We start from the raw sequence: 20,153 nt of genomic DNA on the forward strand, positions 1-20,153 counted from the left end.
CGGCGGACGTCGGGCGCTATTTCCTGCGCAGGAGTTTACGGACGTGTTGGCCGCGGACTACCAGCCCGACCATGTGCAGAATCAGGCCCAGGCCAATGAACGGCAGTCCCAAATATGTTCTGGAGGAATCATGGGCGTTGGCGCCAATGATGGTCAGTACCAGCCCCACGGCGATTGCTCCCATGGCGCTGAAAACCAGGATCTTGTAGAGCCGGCCGGAGGTTTCCCAGAATTCGTTGAGCACGCCCTCCAGCTTAGCCGCTGCATCTGGGGCGTCCTCGTTGGGGGTAGTCGGCAGTCTGGCCCCACCGCGGGCGTAACAGTTGTCAGAAAAGGGCGTTCTGGACAGCCGGGGCCGCTGACCGGTAGGTGCCGAGGGTAATCCGCCGTCCCTTTAACTGGCCAAGATCAACCACGAAGTCCGTCTCCAGCCCGGCGATTCCGGCCAGCAGGTAATGCCCAAGGACCGACTTGATCAGCAGTCCGTGCTCGCCGGACAGGCCCAGTCCGCCGGGCGCTGATGGATAAGCGTGCCGGCGCTGGGCCGCTTCCCGCTCCGGTTCCGCCAGGCCGCTGGCAACCCTCGGCCGCTCCCACCCTTCGTTCACGCTGCAGAAGCCCGCCAGCCCGACGTCCCGCAAGGCCTCCCGCACCGCCCGTCCATGGCTGTCGTTGACGGCGGCCAGCTCCGCAACGGGCAACGGATTGAGCAGCGCTGCGGACTTCGCCGTTGATCTGATCTGCTGGGTCAGCCCCAGCTGGTCGGTGACCAGGTCCTCGAGCTGCCGGACGATCCGGCCATCGTCGGCGAGCGCCACATACTGCGCCACCACGGCACCCTGCTCCGCAAGTCGGCTGAACCTGCTGCGTTGGGAGGCGGTGCCCACTTTCGTCGCACCATCGGCGAAGGTTGCGATGTAGAGCCAGTGCGGCTGGCCAAGGTAGGAGCGGAGCCCGGCCGGCGCGACGCCACTGCGATGGAAATCGTGCATGAAGCGAAAGTCATCACGGGCAAAACACAACCCGCACTGATAGCCCCGCTGCGCCGTGGCCAGCAGCGGGCAGGGGCTGTGCACCGAATCGCTGGGCCCATGTACGGCAAAAGAACCGACGCAGCACCGCGGACCCTCGTGCACGGCGAACCGCAGCCACCGGCCTGCAGTCAGCGGCAGGGACGAGGGCAGTGACGGCGGTACGGCTGTGCCGCCGTCGCCCGGATACCCCGGGTCCGCGCTGAAGGACAGGGAGGGGCCGGTTTGATCCCAGCTGACCCCGCGGATCAACATCCGCACAGCGGCGACATCACGAGGTTCAGACGGCGGGCTGAACGCCGAACGCCACCGCCAGCTTGATGATCTTTTCGGCGCGCCCCAGCCTCGGCAGGTCCGAGCCGTCCCGGATCACACCACCGCGGGCATCGAAATCCGCCATGAAGTCCGAGGCCCAGGCAACATCCGTGGGAGTGGGGCTAATGACCTCGTTGATGATCGTGGTCTGATCCGTGGCAAGGCAAAGCTTTCCGGTCATGCCCATGGACACCGTGATAGCGGACTGCTCGCGCAGAATCGGGTGGTTCGTGCCGACGGTGGGACCGTCGATGGGGCCGGGCAGATTGCCCACCCGGCTGGCCACCACGAGCTTTGCCCGCGGGTAAGCCATGGCCTCGCGGTCCGCGCTCATCCCCGTATCGCGGCGGAAATCACCGGAACCGAACGCCAGACGGAACGCGCCCTCCGCGCGGGCAATATTGTTCGCTTCCTCGATGCCGTAGGCGGATTCCACCAACGCCAGCACCCGGCTGTTGCCATCGAGCCGGTGGAACGTCTCCTTGACCTGCTCGGCGCTTTCCGTTTTCGCCAACATGACCCCCAGCAACCCGGGAACATTACGCAGGGCAGCAACATCGTCGGCCCAGAATTCCGAGTGGACGTCGTTGATCCGCACCCATGCCTGCCCGCCATGGCGCAGCCAATCGATCACGGAGGTCCGGGCCGAGGGCTTATTTACCGGGTCAACGGCATCCTCGATGTCCAAGACAATAGCGTCCGCCCGGGACGCCGCGGCGTCGTCGAACAGCTCGGGCTTGGTGGCCGGGACCAGAAGCCAGGACCGGGCGATCTCCGCGGGGACATTGCGGATGCGGGCTGTTTTAGCGGGGACGGCAGTGCCGGACGTGGAAGACATAGATCTACCGTATATCCGCCGGTGCCGCCGCGACTATTCCGCCGGCGCCATCGGCACCCGCGCCTTACGCATCATGGCGGACAGTACGACGGCGGCAACAGCGATGATCGCGGCCACCAGGAACGCCGCACGAATTCCGGCTTCCTCTCCGGACACCGCTGTCGCGACGGCGAAGATGGATACCAACAAGGCCGTTCCCGCCGCCCCCGCGACCTGCTGCAGCGTGCTCATAATTGCCGATCCATGCGAATAAAGATGCGGTGGGAGCGGATTCAGTCCCGAGGTGAAAGCCGGGGTGAACAAGAGCGCCAAGCCTGCACTGAGCCCCATATAGCACGTGACAATCCACCACACAGGCGTCTGAGCCGTCAGCAGGGAGAATTGCCACAGGCACAACACCATCATTACCGAACCCGTCACCGTTAGCGGCAATGGGCCGATCCTGTCATAGAGCCGCCCCACTACCGGGCCGAGTAGTCCCATGGCCAGTCCGCCGGGCAGAAGCACAAGCCCGGTGGTGACACTTTCCAGCTGGTGGACCTGCTGCAGGTAGATCGGCAGCAGAATCACACTGCCGAACAGCGCCATCATCGCCACGACCATCAGCACGGTGGAGACGGTGAACATCCGGAATCTGAACGCGCGCAGGTCAAGCAGCGGCGCGCCGCCCCTTTGCAGCCGGAGCTGTCGCAGCACGAAGGCCACGAGGCAGACCACACCGACGCCCAAGGCCGCTATCGCCGGAACGGTTGAGCCGCCGTCGCCCCGTCCGCCGATCCCGCTGAGGCCATAGACCACGCCGCCAAACGCCGGGACCGTGAGAATCACCGAGAGAGCGTCCAGCTTTTGGACGTCCTTCTCACCTACATTCGTGAGATATCTGGCGCCGATGGCCAGCGCCAGCAAGGCAACAGGCAGCACAAAAATGAACATGAACCGCCAGGAGAGCGCCTGCAAAATCAGTCCGGAAACCGTCGGCCCCAGAGCCGGCGCCACGGAGATGGCGATGGTCACGTTTCCCATTACCGAACCGCGCCGTTCCAGCGGAACTAAGGTGAGAATGGTGGTGATCAGCAGCGGCAGCATGGTTGCCGTTCCCACCGCCTGGATCACTCGCGCCAGCAGCAGTACCTCAAAACCGGGCGCCACTGCCGCCAGCGCCGTGCCGGTGCAAAACGCGCCCATAGCCAGCAAAAACACGGTCCGCGTAGTCAGGCGCTGCAGAACGAAACCGGTCATCGGGATGACAACGGCCATGGTCAGCATGAATCCGGTGGAGAGCCACTGGATCGTGGACGCGGAGACGTGCAGGTCCAGCATCAGCCGCGGCAGCGCTACGTTCATAATGGTTTCGTTGAGGATCACCACAAACGTCGCCACCAGCAGGGTGGCGATCACCGCAACGGATTCTTTGGGCATTTTCATCGGTGCGGCGGCGGTAACACTGGTTTGCGCGCTGGTCCTGGCAGACATGAGTATTCCTGGGAGCGATGGTTTGCTGAAACTGCTATTTTAGCTGCGGTTTGCGGCCTACGGGAAGTGTTCGACGACGATCCCCCGACCGGTTCATGGGCCGCCGCTTTCCGCACCGCCGCTTGCGCCGCAGCAACCTTCCAAGCGGCCGTCCTTCCGCTTTGATGACGCGAACCAGCCAAGCAGTGGCATAGCCTCCTTACTCCGGCATAATCATGGTCCGAAGATCCAACTGCCGGAGCACCTGGTCTGCAGCCTCCGGGTCAGTGGCCGGCTCCTTGCGTGCCTCGATGATTTCCTGCCGGGCCGCGTCCAGCGCAATGGTCTGCGCGGCAACGACCAGCTCCCGGCTGCGTGCCCGCTGATCCCGCGCAGCAGCCTCGTCGACCTTGCCGCCATCGGTCACACTCTCCTGAACCGGGGCGCTGTTTGTCAGCTCCGCGTACAGCCGCGTCATCTGCGAGCGGACCGACTTGAGCTTCTCCGGCGGCAGCTCCTTGAACAACGGATTATTCTTCAGTGCCGCCTGCGCGGCGGATTGTGCCCGCCGGGCCAGAATCCGGGCCGCATCACGCTCCACGGACGGATCCTCGGAGGCCTTCAGGACACGCATCAGCCACGGCAACGTCAGCCCCGGCAGCACCAGGGTCGCCAACAACACCGCACAGGCAATTACGATGATCTCGTGCCGGGCGGGAAAATTCGCGCCGCTGTCCAGCGTGAGCGGCAGCGCCAAGGCTAGGGCCAGTGTCGCCAGGCCGCGCATGCCGCACCAGGAGAGCACTATCACGTCCTTGAACGAAAGTCGGGACAACTCAGTGCCGCGCTTTTTGATCATCCCGGCGACCAGCCAGATCCAGAGCACACGGACCACAAGCACCAGCAGGCAGACCACGACCGCCGCGGGCAGCATGGCAAAAATGGCTGTGCCTTCCTCGTCGACCACGCGTTTGATGGCCAGCCCCACCAGTCCGAAGGCCAGACCAGTGGCCAGCAATTCCACCACGTCCCAGAAGGCAGCGCGCGTGATCCGCTCCGCCGCATCTTCGGCCCGCGCGTGACGCTTCATTTCCAGGGCGGTGACGACGACGGCGATTACGCCGGACGCGTGCAACTCCTCCGCGAGGATGTAGGCGGCAAAAGGAACCACCAGTGTGACCGCGCTGCGGGCCACCGTGGACTGGATGAGTCGGGTCACCAACACCGTGATCCACCCCATGGCCATGCCCACCGCCACAGCAATGGCGGCTCCGAGGATGAAACTTACGGCGATTCCCGGCCCAATCCTGGAACCGGCGACCGTGGCCGCGGTGGCGGCCTGGAAAATCACGATGGCGGCGGCATCGTTGAAAAGCCCTTCACTTTGCAAAATGGTGGTGAGCCGGCGCGGCATCCGGACCCGCGCGGAGACCGATTCCACCGCCACCGGATCCGGCGGGGCCACGACGGCTCCGAGCGCAATAGCCGCGGGAATTCCTATACCCGGGATCAACAGCCATCCCGCTCCGGCCGCAACAGCAGTAGTCACCACCACCAGTCCGACGGCCATCAGCAACAATGTCCGCCAGCGGATCCTGAAGACCGCCCACGAGCTCTTTTGTGCCGTAGCAAAGAGCAGCGGTGGGAGGAAGATCGGCAAAATCAGCTCGGGAGCAATCTGCAGATCAGGAAAGCCGGGGATAAAGGTCAGCGCTGCAGAAAGGATCAGCATCAGCACCGGGTAGGGCAGCCGCAATCGGTCTCCCAATCCGACGGCAACAACCGTGGCAAAGAGCAGGCCGACGATGAGTGCAAGCTGTTCCACGTGGCTACCTTTCCAAGAGTCAGTCGGACCTGACGGGTCAGATCGAATGGACCCTGCACTGACGAATTACAACGCCGCTACAAATTTACCGCCTCTGTTGTACCAGCCACCCTCAGGCACTCGGCGGATCGTCGTCAGGATCGGACTCGCTCGGGGCACATAGGGACGAGGTCTTAAACCAACAGCAGGCCAGAAGCGTAGGAAGCTTCTGACCTGCTGTTTCTGGTAGCGGCGGGGAGGCTCGATCTCCCGACCTCACGATTATGAGTCGTGCGCTCTAACCAACTGAGCTACGCCGCCATGAGATGAGTGTGGCCCGTGCTCAGCCGGCCAAAACCGTCTTGACACGAGCCCTCTCACTCAGAGCCCCCCACCGGAATCGATCCGGTGACCTCGTTCTTACCAAGAACGCGCTCTACCACTGAGCTAGGGGGGCAACGAAAGAAAACTTTACCAGCGGATTTCCCATCTACGAAATCGACCCGTTCGGGTCCGGGGCGTCTTCCCAGGTCTTGTTCCCGCCTGTGATCGGCACTGTGATCGGCGCCACCGGCTTCCAGTGCTTCCTCCGTTTCAACTTCGGTTGCGGATCCGATCGGATCAACCGTTCCAAGCACAGGTCCGACGACGGCACCACGGTCAGTCCGCGGCGGCGTCGGGAGTCCGTGTTATGGTCCACTGTCACTACACCATAGGCGCAGAGTGCACGGGGCTGACTGCACGGCAGGCTGCACCAGGAGGAGAACGAATGAGCGAGGAACGGTTACCACGCAGCAGCCAGGGTGTTGCTGCGGCACTGGCCGAAGCAGGGGTCAAGGGTCAAGTCCGCGTGCTTCCTGACTCCACCCGGACGGCCATCGAGGCTGCGCAGGCATTGGGCTGCGAAGTCGGCGCCATCGCGAACTCGCTCGTGTTCATTTCCGATGGCAGTCCGCTGCTGGTGATGACGAGCGGCAGCCACCGCGTGGACACCAAAGCGCTGGCGGACAGGCTGGACAGGGGAACGATCCATCGTGCCACTCCCGAGCAGGTTCGTGCGGCGACGGGTCAGGCGATCGGCGGCGTGGCGCCGGTGGGACATCCGGCCCGGGTTGAAACGGTGGTCGATGAGACCCTGGCGGACTACCCCGTACTTTGGGCATCCGCAGGAACGCCGAATAGCGTCTTCCCGACGCACTACACCGAGATGCTCACATTGACTCAGGGCCGCAGCGTGAAGGTCGACTGAATAAGTCTGACTGAGTGGAGGTCTGCTGAGCGGAGTTCCACTGGCTCAAGACCGGCTGACAGCAGGCCGGCTGACAGCGTCCAGCGGCCGCGTTAGAGTCGGAAGGACTCGCGCTTTAAAGCACGACGGCCCCGGAACCTTTCGGTTCCGGGGCCCGCACGCAACTCAGTCAGCGACTAGTCAGTCGGCAGCCAGTCAGTCTGCGGACTGGCTGGTCCACCAAGCCAGCGGTACGCCGGATTTACCATTTGCCCTTGCGGTTGAAGTCGGCAGCGCCGGTCTCTTTGCCGCCATGGCGCGGCTTGCGGTCTCCCGCGCCGTTGGCGGTGTGCCCGGCATATCCGGACTCGGCGGTGCGGTTGTGGGTGCGGTCTCCGCCACCCTGGTAACCGCCCTGACCGGAGCTGCGGTCGCCGTCGTACTTCTTTTTGAAGCCACCCTGTCCGCGGTCGTTTCGGTCCCCGCCCTGGCTGCGGCCCTTGTAACCGCCGCCGCCTTCGCGCTCGGAACGGGGGCTGCGCCCCTTGTCCAGTTCGAGGTGGATCAGCTCGCCGCCGATCCTGGTCCGGCTCAGCGCACGCAGCTGATCGGCTGAGAGCTCGGCAGGCAGCTCGACCAGGGTGTGGTCCGAGCGGATGTCGATGCCGCCGATTTGTGCCGACGACAGGCCGCCCTCGTTGGCAATGGCGCCGACGATGGAGCCCGGCATGACGCGCTGGCGGCGTCCTACCGCGATCCGGTAGGTGGCATTGCCCTCGGTCAGCGTGCGGGTCGGCCCGCGGGAGCCGAAGCCGTCCTTGGAGCGCTCGCGCTGCTGGTACTCCGGTGCTGCCGGCAGGTCGTTGACGAGCAGCGGCTGGCCGCCCTGAGCCATCACGGCCAGTGCGGCGGCGATCTCCGCGGCCGGGACATCGTGCTCTTCCTCGTAGCGGGAGATCAGGTCACGGAATTTGGAGACGTCCTTGGAGGAAAGGGTCTCGGTGATCTTGTCCGCGAACTTGCCCAGGCGCAGTCCGTTGATGGTCTCAGCGCTGGGCAGGTGCATCTGCTCCACCGGCTGGCGGGTAGCCTTTTCAATGGAACGCAGCAGGTACTTCTCCCGCGGGGTCATGAAGAGGATTGCGTCTCCGCTGCGGCCGGCGCGGCCGGTGCGGCCAATCCGGTGTACGTAGGACTCGGTGTCATGCGGAATGTCGTAGTTGATGACGTGGCTGATGCGCTCGACGTCAAGGCCGCGGGCGGCGACGTCGGTGGCCACGAGAACGTCAATCTTGCCATCGCGCAGGGCCTCGATGGTGCGCTCGCGCTGCTGCTGCGGGATGTCGCCGTTGATGGCGGCCGCCATGAAGCCGCGGGCTTTAAGCTTGTCTGCCAGTTCCTCGGTAGCCATCTTGGTGCGCACAAAGGCGATAACGCCGTCGAACTCCTCAACCTCAAGCACGCGGGTCAGCGCGTCCAGCTTGTGCGGGCCCATGACCTGCAGGTAGCGCTGGCGGGTGTTCTCGCCCGTGGTGGTCTTGGATTTGACGGAGATTTCCGCGGGGTTATTCAGGTACTTCTTGGCAATCCGGCGGATCGCTGACGGCATGGTCGCGGAGAAAAGCGCTACTTGCTTGTTCTCCGGGGTCTGCGAGAGGATCTGCTCGACGTCCTCGGCGAAGCCCATCCGCAGCATTTCATCGGCCTCATCGAGGACCAGATACTGCAGGTTGGACAGGTCCAGGGAACCCTTAGACAGGTGGTCAATGACGCGTCCGGGCGTGCCGACGACGACCTGCGCGCCTCGGCGCAGTCCGGCCAGCTGCGGGCCGTACGCGGAGCCGCCGTAGACCGGCAGCACGCTGAATTCGTCCAAATGCGCGGCGTAGGAGGAAAAGGCCTCAGCGACCTGGAGGGCCAGTTCGCGGGTCGGTGCCAGCACCAGGATCTGGGTGGCCTTAGACGGACCGTTGATGGCCATCAGATCAGCCATCCGGGACAGTGCGGGGACGGCGAACGCTGCGGTCTTACCGGTTCCGGTCTGCGCCAGCCCGACGACGTCGCGGCCTTCCAGCAGCACCGGTATGGTCGCTGCCTGAATGGCAGAGGGCTTTTCGTAGCCGACGTCACTGAGTGCGGCGAGCACGCGGGAGTCAATTCCCATGTCCGCAAAGCGCATTTCGTGCTCTTCGGACTCGGTGTTCACACTGACGACGGGGTTGCTGGTGGCATTCGTGGTTTCGGGCAAGTTTTCGGGCATGGGGAAGATTCCTCATTCACATAGGGCCAGGCGGCTTGGATGCCGCATTACAAAGAAATCCAGCCGCCATAACCATCCCGTGGCAGGACCTCTCGCCATAGCTGCGTACCGCTTGCGCGGTGACGGGCAACAGCTGTGCGCTGCTGCCGTATGGCGTTTTCTTTGCCGGCGATCCCCTAATGAACTGAACAACCCCGCTTGTTGCTTGCGGGACCCATACACTGCGACTTCTGCCTCAAGAATTGGGCAGAAAGAGAAAGGAGATACCGGAGTGGGGGATGTTTCAAGTGTACTATATGGCCGCTGAACGCGAAAGCCTGGTGCAGCCGTGGCGCCGTGAGGTTGCGCACACGCCTTCCGTCCCACCGTCCCGCGTCGCCAGTCCCCCGTCCGCCGTCCCCCGTCCCCCGTCCCCCGTCGAGTGTGGTGATATGCCCCTTAAATCATGGTTTAGCGGGGCATAGGTACCCACTCACCCAGTGGGGGGCGGACGTTGCAACCCGGGGCGGAGAATCTTATCGAAGGAGGCGCGCAGCTCGTGTGCGAGCCGAAGTTCGCCGTCGTCGTGCAGCTTTGTCAGCGTGCGGACATCCTCCGCCGTCGGATTGCTGAAGAACTTGCCTACCGTGATGCCATGCGAGGGCCGGAATATGACCGTGATTGCGTCGCCGGACTGGATGTCGCCTTTGGTAAGTACCCGCAGATACGTGCCGATCTTTCCAGCGGCTGTAAATCGTTTGACCCATTGGGGCTCGCGAAGGCGACGTTGGAAGGTGGCGCAGGGCGTTCTGGGCATGGTGACCTCGGCGACCACGCTGGAACCGATCGCCCAGCGTTCGCCGATCACGGCGCCCGTGGTCTCGATCCCGTCCGTGCGCAGGTTTTCGCCGAACAGACCCGGGGGTACCGCCCTGCCCAATTTCACCGCCCAGTCCTCGGCTTCATGCTGGGCATACGCATACAGCGCCTTATCCGCCCCGCCGTGGTGCTTTCGGTCCGCCTGGACATCGCCGAAGAGCCCGAGCTGCCTGACTTTAACCGGGCCGGCCACTGGCCGTTTGTCGATGGCGGTTACTCCGGCGCCGCCGGCGTCCGGGTGTAATACGTGGACGCGGCAGACGACGAGCAGGGTTCCGGTAGTCACCGTGCCAGCTTAACTCCATGGCCATCGGGTTTGTTCACCGGGACGCCGCCGCCGATCAGGACGACGGGGAAATGAGGGACCGGCGAGACGAACGCAAAGACGCAAAGAGTGGCAGCTAGACGAGCGAGGACTCAGCTGTCTGCGCCGGCTCGCCCGCGCCGTCGCCCTGGCCATCGCCCTCTGGCGACTCCAGCGGGTCGGACGGGTCCGCTTCCCACGGGTCGGTCTCCAGCGGGTCTGCTTCCGACGCCCAGCGCGGCAGGAAGGATGCGGCGATGGCGGCAAGGACCATGCCGCCGGCCATGATCCACATGGTGCTGGTGAAGGCGCCCTCAAAGATCACCGGTCTGCTGGTGCCGGTGCTGGTGTCCAGGGCGTTGAAGAAGAGTGTGCCGATGATCGCAACACCGAGGGCTCCGGAGAGCTGGGTGGTGGTGTTGAATAGCCCGGACGCCGAACCCGCGCTCCTCACTGGAACTTCGGAGAGGACAAAGATCCCCACCGGGGCCACAACCATGCCAAAGCCCGCGCCGCCCAGGGCCAGCCCGGCAATGAGCTGCCACGGTGTGACACCGGCACCGGCTGCCTGGACGGTATAGATGAGGACCACAAAGCCGGCGGCGATCACCAGCGGACCCAGCTGCAGCACCGCCCTGCCAATTTTTCGAGCCAGGATTGCCGCGGAGAGGCCAGCCAGAATCGGCACCATCACGGAGAACGGGATCATGGTCAGCCCGGATTTGAGGATCGGATAGTCCAGCCCCAGCTGCAAAAACAAGGTCTGGATCAGGAAGAAGCCGTTCATTGGAATGAAGAAGAGCATCATCAGCGCGATACCGGCAGCAAATGAACGGTTCTTAAACAGCGAAACCGCCACCAGAGGTTCGCCTCCGCCGCGCTCCTCACGCCACTGCAGGAGAACAAAGCCGACCAGCACGAGTACGCCGGACGCCATCATCAAAAAGGTCCATAGCGGCCAGTCCTGCTCGCGGCCCATGGTCAGTGGGTAAAGTACGCCCAGCATTCCGGCGGCCAGCATCAGCACGCCCGGAATATCCAGCCGGTGGCGCACCGGGGCTGCGGATTCGGGGATGAACCTGATGGCGCACAGCACGGCGAAGATTCCGACCGGAACGTTCACAAAGAAGATGGTCCGCCAGCCCCAGCCGAAGAGATCTGCATCCGTCAGGACGGCCCCCAGGATCGGGCCGGAAACCGCGGCTACTCCGGCCAGTGCGGAGAATCCGGCCATCGCACCGGCCCGCTCGGATGGCTTGTACATGACCTGGATGCTGGAGAGCACCTGCGGAATCATCGCCGCCGCGGCAAAGCCCTGCAGCCCCCGGGAGGCAATCAGCATTTCCGGATTCATCGCCAGCCCGCAGAGCACGGAGGAGAGGGTGAAGAGAACCAGTCCGACGACGAAGAGCCGTTTGCGCCCGTAGATGTCGCCCAGCCGCGAGCCGGTGATCAGGCCGATTGCCAGGGCCAGCGTGTAGGACGCCACCATCCACTGCAGCTCGCTGCTGTGGGCAGCGAGTGATTGTTCGATCTGGGGCAGGGCGACGTTGACAATGGTCGCGTCGAGAAGCTCCATGAAAGAGGCCAGGAAGAGCGAGACAAGCGCAAAGGAACGTGCTCTACCTGTGGGCACGGCGTGCGTTTTCATGGTGTGTGTTCCTCAGTGTCAGGATGTTCATCCGGTTTTTCAAGGGTGAGTGAGAGCTGGGCCAGGGATTCCCTGCTCCAATCCATGGCGCCGCTGTGCAGATCGGCCAGCACGCTATCAATCCAGCGCAGCTCGGTGCGGCGGGTGTCCAGGATGAGTTCAGTGTCCAGCAGGAACAGCCGGGGCAGCCGGCCCTTGGCCGCGTCGAGCTCCGCGGAGATCCGCCCGATCTCCGCAGCGATTCCCGCAGCCCGCAGGCGCAGGTATTCGGCGGCCTGCGCCGGTTCCAGCAACGGCAGATGGGCCACGGCCGCGGTGAACTCGGGATAGTCCGGCTTGGGCGCGGAGATCATCTCCCGCATCCACAGGTCCGCCGCCGCGCGGCCGGCGTCAGTGATTTCGTAGACGGACCGCTCCGGACGCTGGCCCTCGCGGGTGGTTTCCCTCAGCTGCACGAGCCCGTCACGGTCAAGCCGGTCGATGGTGTTATACAGGCTGGCCCGTGCCGTGACGTTGATGACGTCGCTCTTGCCCCGGGAGGTGATGAGCCGCTGCATCCGGTAGGGGTGCATCGGGTTCTCCGCGAGTAACGCCAAAACAGCGAGTGCAAGGGGTGACCTTTTGGACATCCCTCAAGAATAGTAATCGTTTTATGACTAATCAAGAAATACTAAGTGACGTCCAGCACTCTGGCCACCCGGCTACGGCTCGAAGCGGTACCCCATCCCGGCCTCGGTCAGCAGGTGCCTCGGGCCGGCCGGATCCGGCTCCAGCTTGCGTCGCAGCTGGGCCATGTAGACGCGCAGATAATGAGTTTCGCCCGCATATGCGGGCCCCCAGACCTGAGTGAGGATCTGCTGCTGGCTGACCAGCCGGCGCGGGTTGCGCACCAGCACCTCCAGGATTTTCCACTCCGTGGGCGTCAGCCGCACGTCGCCGCCGGCCCGGGTAACACGCTTCTGGGCCAGGTCCACCACAAAGTCCGCAGTGGTCATGGTGGGCGCCTCCTCCGGGTTACTGGTGGCCCGCCGGGTCGCTGCGCGCAGCCGGGCCAGCAGCTCGTCCAGGCCGAAGGGCTTTGTCACGTAGTCGTCTGCCCCGGCGTCAAGGGCCAGCACCTTGTCATCGGAGCCGTGCCGGGCGGAGAGTATAATAATGGGCACAGACGTCCAGCCGCGTAGCCCCTCGATCACCTGCACGCCGTCCATATCCGGCAGCCCCAGGTCCAGCACCACCACGTCCAGCGGGTGCTTCTGCGCAGCCAGGAGTGCGGAGGTGCCGTCATTGGCGGCAATCACTTGGTATCCGTGGGCGTGCAGATTGATTTGCAGGGCGCGCAGAATCTGGGGTTCGTCGTCGACAATCAGCACCCATGTCATAGGACTCTCCGTCGGCTCACACCTGTTGAAATGGGCAGCCGCACCACCATGGTCAGACCGCCGCCGGGTGTGGGAGCAGCCTCGAGCACACCGCCCATCGTTTCCATGAATCCCTTGGCCACGGCCAGGCCGAGCCCGATTCCGGGGCCGCCGGCAGCTGAGTAGGAGACGTCATCGAGGCGCTGGAAGGGCTGGAACATCGCGACGACGGCGTCCGCGGGCACACCCCTGCCTCGGTCAATAATCCGCAGCTCGCTGGCCGGCTGTCCCTCAATGGTGGCCCATCCGGACCCGCCCACGGCCCCGACAATGCGGATCTCCGAGTCGGGCGCGTACTTGAGTGAATTCTCCACGATATTGGCCAACACCCGCTCCAGCATGCCGGCGTCCGCGTCCACCGGCGGCATGTTGGCGGGCAGCTGGAGCAAGACCCGTCCGGCCGGGACGCCGCGCAGCACTTCGGGCAGGACATCGCGCCAACTCACCGGTTCCAGCAGCGGAGTCACGGTGTCCGCGCTTAGCCGCGACATGTCCAGCAGGTTGTCCACCAGAGAATTTAGCCGGTCCGAGTAGTTTTCAATAGTGGCCAGCAGCTCCGCTTCATCCTCCGGCGAGAAGGTGACAGTAGTCTGCCGCAGACTGCTGACGGCGAGTTTGATGCCGGCCAGCGGAGTGCGTAGATCATGCGAGACGGCGCGCAGCACGGCGGTGCGCATCTTGTTTCCCTCCGCCAGGCGCAGGTTGGCCTTGCGCGATGCGCTGAGCTCTTCGCGCTGCTCCATCGCCATCAGGTGGGCGCCGAAAGCACCGAGGAGCCGCCTGTCACGCGCCGGCAGCGTCCGGCCGCTCAGTGCCAGCACCAGCGTGGCGGAAACCTCCTCCACATTGTCGGCGCCGCTGGGGTCCGACGGCGGGCCCTCCCCCACACTTGCCGCCAGCGTCCAGCCGGACACCGGCACAAGACGCGCGCCGCCGTCGTCGTCGTCCCGGGCTGACACACGACGAAACAGGGCCACGGTGGAGACCTGGAAATATTCGCGCACCTGCTCCAGGAACACCTGCACGGTGTCCGGGGAGGCCAGCACGCCGCGGGCCAGCTCGCTGAGCGTCGCTGCCTCGGCACCGGCCACGGCTGCATCCTTGGACCGCCGGGCGGACCGGTCTACCACCACGGCCACGGCCGAAGAAACGGCCAGGAACAGACCCAGCGCAAGTAGGTTTTGTGGGTCGCTGATGGTCAGCGTCCCGGTGGGAAGTGCCGAGAAGTAGTTCAGCAGCAGGCTGCCCCAGACGGCTGCCACCACGGCGGGCCACAGGCCTCCCACCAGGGCGACGGCAATGGCCGCCGTGAACTGGAACAGCATCACGGTGGCAAAGTTCATGCTCTGCGGGTAGCCTTCCAGCCACTGCACCAGCGGCGGCAGCAGCACCGCCAGGGCGAAGCCGATGGCCACCCGCCGTCGGCCCAGTCTGCTCCGGGCCGACGCGTTCACGCCCTTCCCGCCGAGCGGGTGCGAGACCATGTGGACGTCGATGTCGCCGGAACCGCGCACGACGCGGGCGCCCACGCCGGCGCCGCGGAGCAGCCCGGCCCAAGTCCGCCGCCTGGAGGTGCCCACCACCAGCTGGGTGGCATCGACGCTACGGGCAAATTCCAGTAGCGCCTCCGCCACATCGTCCCCGCCCACGCAATGGTAGGTCCCGCCCAGGTCCGTGACCAGCTCACGCTGCAGTTCGAGCTCCTGGGGCGACTCTCCCGCCACGCCCTCGGAGCGCCGAACATGCACCGCCAGGAACTCGCCGCCGCTGACCCGGCTGAGGATCCGCGCGGCCCGCCGGATCAGCACCTGCCCTTCGGGACCACCCGTCAGCCCGACGACGACGCGCTCGCGGGTGGGCCAGCTGGCATCAATCCCATGCGTGGACCGGTAGTCGGCCAGCCCCTCCTCCACTCGGTCGGCCAGCCAGAGCAGGGCCAACTCGCGCAGCGCGGTCAGATTGCCCAGCCGGAAGTAGTTGGCCAGGGCAGTATCCACCTTGTCCAGTGGATACACCTGGCCCGCGCCCATCCGCTGGCGCAGCAGCTCCGGCGCAATGTCCACCAGCTCGATCTGGTCCGCCCGGCGCACGGCTTCGTCCGGCACGGTTTCCTTCTGGCTGACGCCGGTGATGGCGTGCACCACATCTCCCAGAGAGGCCAGATGCTGAACGTTGACGGTGGACATGACATCGATCCCCGCTCCAAGCAGCTCTTCGATGTCCTGCCATCGTTTGGCACGCCCGGCGCCGGGAATATTGGAGTGGGCATACTCATCCACCAGTGCCACTGCGGGCCTGCGGGCCAGCACCGCGGCGACGTCAAGCTCTTCGAATTGGTCCCCGCCATAGTCCAGAGCCATCGTGGGGACCTGCTCCATCCCAACGGCGAGGTTCCTGGTGTGGATGCGGCCGTGGTCCAGGACGATGCCGACGACCACGTCAGTACCGCCGGCACGCAGTTCCTGCCCCGCCTCCAGCATCGCGTAGGTTTTACCCACGCCGGGGGCCGCGCCCAGGAAGATTCTCAAGATGCCGCGTGCCATAGGTCGATTCTTTCAGTACTTGACCCTTGCGCGGCCCCGGCTTCCGGCACCGTGGCCTGCTGGCTAATGCGCGAGGGCGGAGAAGCCGCCGTCGGCCTTTATCAGCTGCCCGCTCACCCAGCGGCCGGCGGCAGAGAGCAGGAACGCCGCGGTCCCGGCAACGTCGGCCGGGGTGCCGAGCCTGCCAGCGGGCTGCACCGCGGCTAGCTCGGCGCGCAGGACCGGGTCCATCCATCCGGTATCCACCGGGCCGGAATTTAGCGCATTTGAGCTAATTCCCAGCGGACCCAGCTCGCGTGCGGCGGCAATGATAGTCCTGTCCAACGCGCCCTTCGAGGCGCCGTAGGGCAGATTGTGCACGGTATGGTCGCTGGTCAGCGCAACGATGGCGCCGCCGTCGTCCGGAATCTGCCGGGCAAAGGCGGCCACCAGCTGCCAACTCGCGCGGGTGTTGACCGCAAAGTGCCGGTCAAAGCTCTCCAGCGACGTGTCCAGGATGGACGAATCCACCGACTCACAGTGCGAGAGCAGCAGACCCTGCAGCGGGCCGGCCTCCGCTGCAATCCGCGCCATAAGCGCGTTCACTGCACCGGGATCGGCCAGATCGGCGGGAACGGAAAGGACCTTGGCACCGGCCGCCTCCAGCTCCGCGGCGAGCCTGCCGACGTCCTCCAGCTGTACACCCCATGGCATCCGGGCGTCATATTCCGGCCAGTAGTTCAGCACCAGGTGCCAGCCGTCCCCGGCCAGTGCCCGGGCAATCGCGGCACCAATTCCAACGCTGCGTCCCACGCCGGTAATCAAAGCGGATTTCCGCATCCTGTGCTCAGCCATCGAGCCAGCAGAGCGGTCCGGGGACCACCCCCTTTTAAGATGCATCCGCCGTGCATCGGCCGGCGACGCCGGACCCCGGGTAGGTTGGAAACCAACCTCCAACGACCGGTGAAAGGTCCATTCGTGAAAACCACTTCCGCCTCCCGCACCAGAGTCCGCGCACAATCAGCGTTCGCTATCACCAACGCCCATGTTGTCCCGATCGACGCCGACCCGTTTGACGGGACTTTGGTGGTCACGGACGGCAGAATTTCGGCGCTGGGTCCGAAGGTGAAAATTCCCGCCGGCGCCCCTACTATCGATGCCGCAGGGGGCTGGCTGCTGCCCGGCTTCATCGATGCGCACGTCCATCTCGGAATGCATCCCGAAGGCGAGGTCGATTCCACCAGCGATGTGAACGAAATGACCGATCCAAATATGGCGGCCGTGCGCGCTATTGATGCGGTGGATCCTTTTGACCCCGGCTTTGACGACGCGCTAGCCGGCGGAATCACCGCGGTGAATGTTAATCCCGGCTCCGGGAATCCGATCGGCGGTCTAGCCGTGGCGCTCCACACCCATGGCAGGTACATCGAGGAGATGGTGCTCCGTTCGCCCAGCGGCCTCAAATCCGCCCTCGGCGAGAACCCTAAACGGGTCTACGGCGATAAAAAACAGACCCCCTCCACGCGTCTGGGTACCGCCATGGTAATCCGCAAGGCCTTCATCGAGGCGCAGAACTACATGGCAAAGGCGGATCCCGCCGCCCGCGACCCCCGGATGGAAGCGCTGGCGATGGTGCTGCGCCGGGAGATCCCCTGGCGTCAGCACTGTCACCGCGCCGATGACATCGCCACGGCGCTGCGGCTGGCGGACGAATTCGGCTATGAGCTGGTGCTGGACCACGGGACGGAAGCGCACGTGCTGGCCGATGTGCTGGCGGAACGCGGCATTCCTGTCTTGATCGGGCCGCTGTTCACCTCCAGGTCCAAGGTGGAACTGCGTGGGCGCTCGCTGGCGAATCCCGGGAAGGTGGCGGCGGCGGGGGTTGAAATTTCCATCATCACGGACCATCCGGTGGTGCCGGTGAACTTCCTGGTCCATCAGTGCACCTTAGCAGTCAAGGAGGGGCTGGACCGCGAAACGGCGCTGCGGGCCATTACCATCAACCCCGCCAAGGTCTTGGGGCTGGCGGATCGGATCGGTTCACTGGCGCACGGCAAGGATGCGGACTTAGTCCTGTGGAGCGGCGATCCGCTGGACGTCATGCAGCGGGCACTGGCGGTGTGGATCGGCGGGAAGCCGGTCTACGAGTACGACGGCGAAAACCAGGTCGGGGTTGTGGCTCCCCGCTAGCGCGGGTGCTTCCGGTTCCGGGCAAAGCCTGGCAAAACGAAAGCGCCCCGCCTGACCGGCGGGGCGCTTTCGTTTCGCCAGGCCTTGCTCCCTACAACTCTGTAATGTTAGGCAGGCAGCTGCAGAACCTGACCGGTCATGATGAGGTCGGGGTGAATAATGGTGCCGGTGTTGGCGCTGTACAACGGACCCCAACCGCCAACCACGCCGAGCTTCTCCGCGATGGTGCTAAGCGTATCTCCGGAGACAACAGTGTAGGTCTCCCCGCTCAGGGCAACGTGGACCGGAGCCTGCGCAACCTGAACCGGGGCCTGGGCGACCGGCGCCTGGTAAACCGGCGCCTGGTGAACCGGCGCCTGGGCCACCGGAGCTACCGGAGCCTGAGCTACCGGCCGGGCCGCGATGGGAGCTACTGCCTGGGCCTGAACCTGGACCGGTGCGGGGGCTGCGCCACCGCCGCCGGACAATCCCAATCCAGCCGAGCATGCCGGCCATGCGCCCCAGCCCTGACCTGCCTGGACGCGCTCCGCCACGGCAATCTGCTGGGCCTTGGAAGCATTTTGCGGTGCCCCTGTTCCGCCGTAGGCGGCCCAGGTGCTCGGGGTGAACTGCAGCCCGCCGGAGAAACCGTTGCCGGTGTTGGTGTTCCAGTTGCCCGAGCTTTCGCACTGTGCCAGTGCGTCCCAGGTGCTTACCGGTGCTGCATTTGCTGCTGTTCCGGAGACCGCCAAGCCTGCTCCGGCAATCGCGGCTACTGCTATTCCCCGGCGAAGGCCGCGGCTGATCGTCATTTTATTCATGGCTTACTACTCCGAAGGGCCACCTGCGCTCCGCCCGTCCCCGGACTTCTCTGCGTCGCCGTCGAACCTGCTGATGTGGAGGACATTTCCGGTGCCTGCCGTCGTGACGGCGTTCGGTGTAGACAGGCCCGTGCGTTTGAGTTCAGCGGCGCGCTGGGCGGCCGCGGCCCCGGGGGGCTCCCCCCACGCTAGAGCATTTTAGAGTCGATGCCAAATCGATATAAAAATTACCATATTGTTATATTGCCGTGACGTACCGCAACAGTACAGTAAGGTACTCGAGGACTTCCACTGCACGTTCGGCGCGTTCCCAGTGAACCGTCAGATCCGATCCAGCGCCTGCGCCAGGTCAGCGAGCAGATCCTCAATGTCCTCGATGCCGACGGAAAGCCGGATTAGGTTCTCCGGTACGGCCAGTTCGGTCCCCTTCACTGAGGCATGCGTCATTTCGGACGGATAGTTCATCAGGGACTCGATCCCGCCCAGCGACTCGGCCAGCGTGAAGACCCCGGTGGCTTCGGCCACGGTGCGGGCGGCAGCTTCACCACCGGTAAACTGCACCGAAATCATCCCGCCGAACTTGCGCATCTGCCGGGCAGCCAGCTCGTGTCCCGGATGGTCCGGCAGCCCCGGGTATAGCACGCGCTCCACCTCGGGCCGGGTCAGGAGCCACTCGGCGATGCGTTGCGCATTCTCGCAGTGTCGGTCCATCCGCACCCCGAGCGTCTTTAACCCCCGCGTGGTCAGCCAGGCCTCCATCGGCGCGGACACAGCCCCCACGGCGAACTGCACAAAACCGATCTTCTCCGCAAGAGCCGCATCGTTGAGCACTACCGCCCCGCCGCTCGCGTCCGAATGCCCGCCGATGTATTTGGTGGTGGAATGAACGACGACGTCGGCCCCCAAGGCGAGCGGGTTCTGCAGGTACGGGGAGGCAAACGTATTATCCACCACGAGCACAGCCCCGGCGTCCCGCGCGATGCGCGCGATTGCGGCGATATCGGTGATTTTCATCATCGGATTGGACGGTGTCTCCACCCAGATCATCTTGGTCGCACCCGGCCGGCTGCCGGTGGTTAGCGCGGCGCGGACGACATCGTGATCCGCCATGTCCACCGCGGCGTTGCTGATCCCCCAGCCCGACAGCACCTTGTTGATCAGCCGGTAGGTGCCGCCGTACACGTCATTACCCAGCACAATATGATCCCCGGGCACCAGCGCCGCACGGATCAGCGCATCCTCGGCCGCCAGCCCCGACGCGAAGCTGAACGCATACTCAGCCCCTTCCAACGCGGCGAGCTGGGCCTGCAGCGAGTCCCGCGTCGGGTTGGTTCCGCGGCCGTATTCGTACCCGTTGCGCAGCACCCCGATACCGTCCTGGGCGAATGTTGACGTCTGATAAAGCGGCACAACAACGGCACCCGTGGTGGCGTCAGGCTCCTGTCCGGCATGGACGGCGCGCGTATTGAATCCCTGGCTCAT

General features: G+C 64.8%; 16 protein-coding genes and 2 tRNA genes. 2 read left to right on the plus strand and 16 right to left on the minus strand.

Going from position 1 to position 20,153, the window contains the following annotated elements; translation table 11 throughout:
• Positions 1 to 16 precede the first annotated feature (16 nt).
• From OS914_RS06355 to OS914_RS06385, 7 genes are all read right to left on the minus strand, one after another.
• On the minus strand, positions 17 to 244 hold the full coding sequence (locus tag OS914_RS06355; RefSeq protein WP_267545211.1) for a DUF3188 domain-containing protein: 228 nt from the start codon (positions 242 to 244) through the stop codon (positions 17 to 19).
• 82 nt (positions 245 to 326) lie between these two features.
• A complete protein-coding gene (locus OS914_RS06360; RefSeq protein ID WP_267545274.1) occupies positions 327 to 1,286 on the minus strand; it encodes a DUF2797 domain-containing protein in 960 nt (319 codons plus the stop codon).
• A 25-nt stretch (positions 1,287 to 1,311) separates the two neighbouring features.
• Positions 1,312 to 2,184, minus strand: coding sequence for an HpcH/HpaI aldolase/citrate lyase family protein (locus tag OS914_RS06365; RefSeq protein WP_267545212.1), 873 nt, complete (start codon positions 2,182 to 2,184; stop codon positions 1,312 to 1,314).
• A gap of 33 nt (positions 2,185 to 2,217) precedes the next feature.
• Positions 2,218 to 3,657: a DHA2 family efflux MFS transporter permease subunit gene (locus tag OS914_RS06370; RefSeq protein ID WP_267545213.1), complete on the minus strand. Its 1,440-nt coding sequence runs from the start codon at positions 3,655 to 3,657 to the stop codon at positions 2,218 to 2,220.
• A gap of 199 nt (positions 3,658 to 3,856) precedes the next feature.
• A complete protein-coding gene (locus OS914_RS06375; RefSeq protein WP_267545214.1) occupies positions 3,857 to 5,461 on the minus strand; it encodes a Na+/H+ antiporter in 1,605 nt (534 codons plus the stop codon).
• 223 nt (positions 5,462 to 5,684) lie between these two features.
• Positions 5,685 to 5,761 (minus strand) — tRNA-Met (locus OS914_RS06380).
• A gap of 64 nt (positions 5,762 to 5,825) precedes the next feature.
• A tRNA-Thr gene (locus OS914_RS06385) sits at positions 5,826 to 5,897 on the minus strand.
• A 312-nt stretch (positions 5,898 to 6,209) separates the two neighbouring features.
• On the opposite strand from OS914_RS06385, the gene OS914_RS06390 reads away from it, so the two are divergent.
• Entirely contained in the window at positions 6,210 to 6,689 is a 480-nt protein-coding gene (locus OS914_RS06390) for a YbaK/EbsC family protein (protein ID WP_267545215.1), read from the plus strand.
• A 241-nt stretch (positions 6,690 to 6,930) separates the two neighbouring features.
• Here the strand turns inward: OS914_RS06390 and OS914_RS06395 are convergent, their stop codons facing one another.
• The 7 genes from OS914_RS06395 to OS914_RS06425 form a co-directional block, all read right to left on the minus strand.
• On the minus strand, positions 6,931 to 8,928 hold the full coding sequence (locus OS914_RS06395) for a DEAD/DEAH box helicase (RefSeq protein ID WP_420713878.1): 1,998 nt from the start codon (positions 8,926 to 8,928) through the stop codon (positions 6,931 to 6,933).
• A gap of 472 nt (positions 8,929 to 9,400) precedes the next feature.
• A complete protein-coding gene (locus tag OS914_RS06400) occupies positions 9,401 to 10,072 on the minus strand; it encodes an MOSC domain-containing protein (RefSeq protein WP_267545216.1) in 672 nt (223 codons plus the stop codon).
• A 115-nt stretch (positions 10,073 to 10,187) separates the two neighbouring features.
• Positions 10,188 to 11,741, minus strand: a complete 1,554-nt coding sequence (locus OS914_RS06405; protein WP_267545217.1) for an MFS transporter — start codon at positions 11,739 to 11,741, stop codon at positions 10,188 to 10,190.
• Positions 11,738 to 12,370 carry a PadR family transcriptional regulator gene (locus OS914_RS06410; protein WP_267545218.1) on the minus strand — a complete coding sequence of 211 codons (633 nt, stop codon included), beginning with the start codon at positions 12,368 to 12,370 and terminating at the stop codon, positions 11,738 to 11,740. The genes OS914_RS06405 and OS914_RS06410 overlap by 4 nt, the downstream gene beginning before the upstream one ends.
• 72 nt (positions 12,371 to 12,442) lie before the next feature.
• Complete coding sequence (locus OS914_RS06415; protein WP_267545219.1) at positions 12,443 to 13,120, minus strand: response regulator; 678 nt, start codon at positions 13,118 to 13,120, stop codon at positions 12,443 to 12,445.
• Positions 13,117 to 15,702, minus strand: coding sequence for a DUF4118 domain-containing protein (locus tag OS914_RS06420; protein ID WP_267545220.1), 2,586 nt, complete (start codon positions 15,700 to 15,702; stop codon positions 13,117 to 13,119). The genes OS914_RS06415 and OS914_RS06420 overlap by 4 nt, the downstream gene beginning before the upstream one ends.
• Before the next feature lie 63 nt (positions 15,703 to 15,765).
• Positions 15,766 to 16,536: an SDR family oxidoreductase gene (locus tag OS914_RS06425; RefSeq protein ID WP_267545221.1), complete on the minus strand. Its 771-nt coding sequence runs from the start codon at positions 16,534 to 16,536 to the stop codon at positions 15,766 to 15,768.
• Between the two features lie 123 nt (positions 16,537 to 16,659).
• Here OS914_RS06425 and OS914_RS06430 point away from each other — a divergent pair, with 123 nt between their 5' ends.
• The gene (locus OS914_RS06430) at positions 16,660 to 17,871 is read left to right on the plus strand and encodes an amidohydrolase (protein ID WP_267545222.1); all 1,212 of its coding nucleotides are present in this window, start codon (positions 16,660 to 16,662) and stop codon (positions 17,869 to 17,871) included.
• Between the two features lie 107 nt (positions 17,872 to 17,978).
• On the opposite strand, the gene OS914_RS06435 is transcribed toward OS914_RS06430, so the two are convergent.
• Positions 17,979 to 18,671: a transglycosylase family protein gene (locus OS914_RS06435; RefSeq protein WP_267545223.1), complete on the minus strand. Its 693-nt coding sequence runs from the start codon at positions 18,669 to 18,671 to the stop codon at positions 17,979 to 17,981.
• Positions 18,672 to 18,992: 321 nt separating this feature from the next.
• The gene (locus OS914_RS06440; RefSeq protein ID WP_267545225.1) at positions 18,993 to 20,153 is read right to left on the minus strand and encodes a cystathionine gamma-synthase; all 1,161 of its coding nucleotides are present in this window, start codon (positions 20,151 to 20,153) and stop codon (positions 18,993 to 18,995) included.

The organism is Arthrobacter endolithicus (genome assembly GCF_026627425.1).
GTDB lineage: Bacteria > Actinomycetota > Actinomycetes > Actinomycetales > Micrococcaceae > Arthrobacter_M.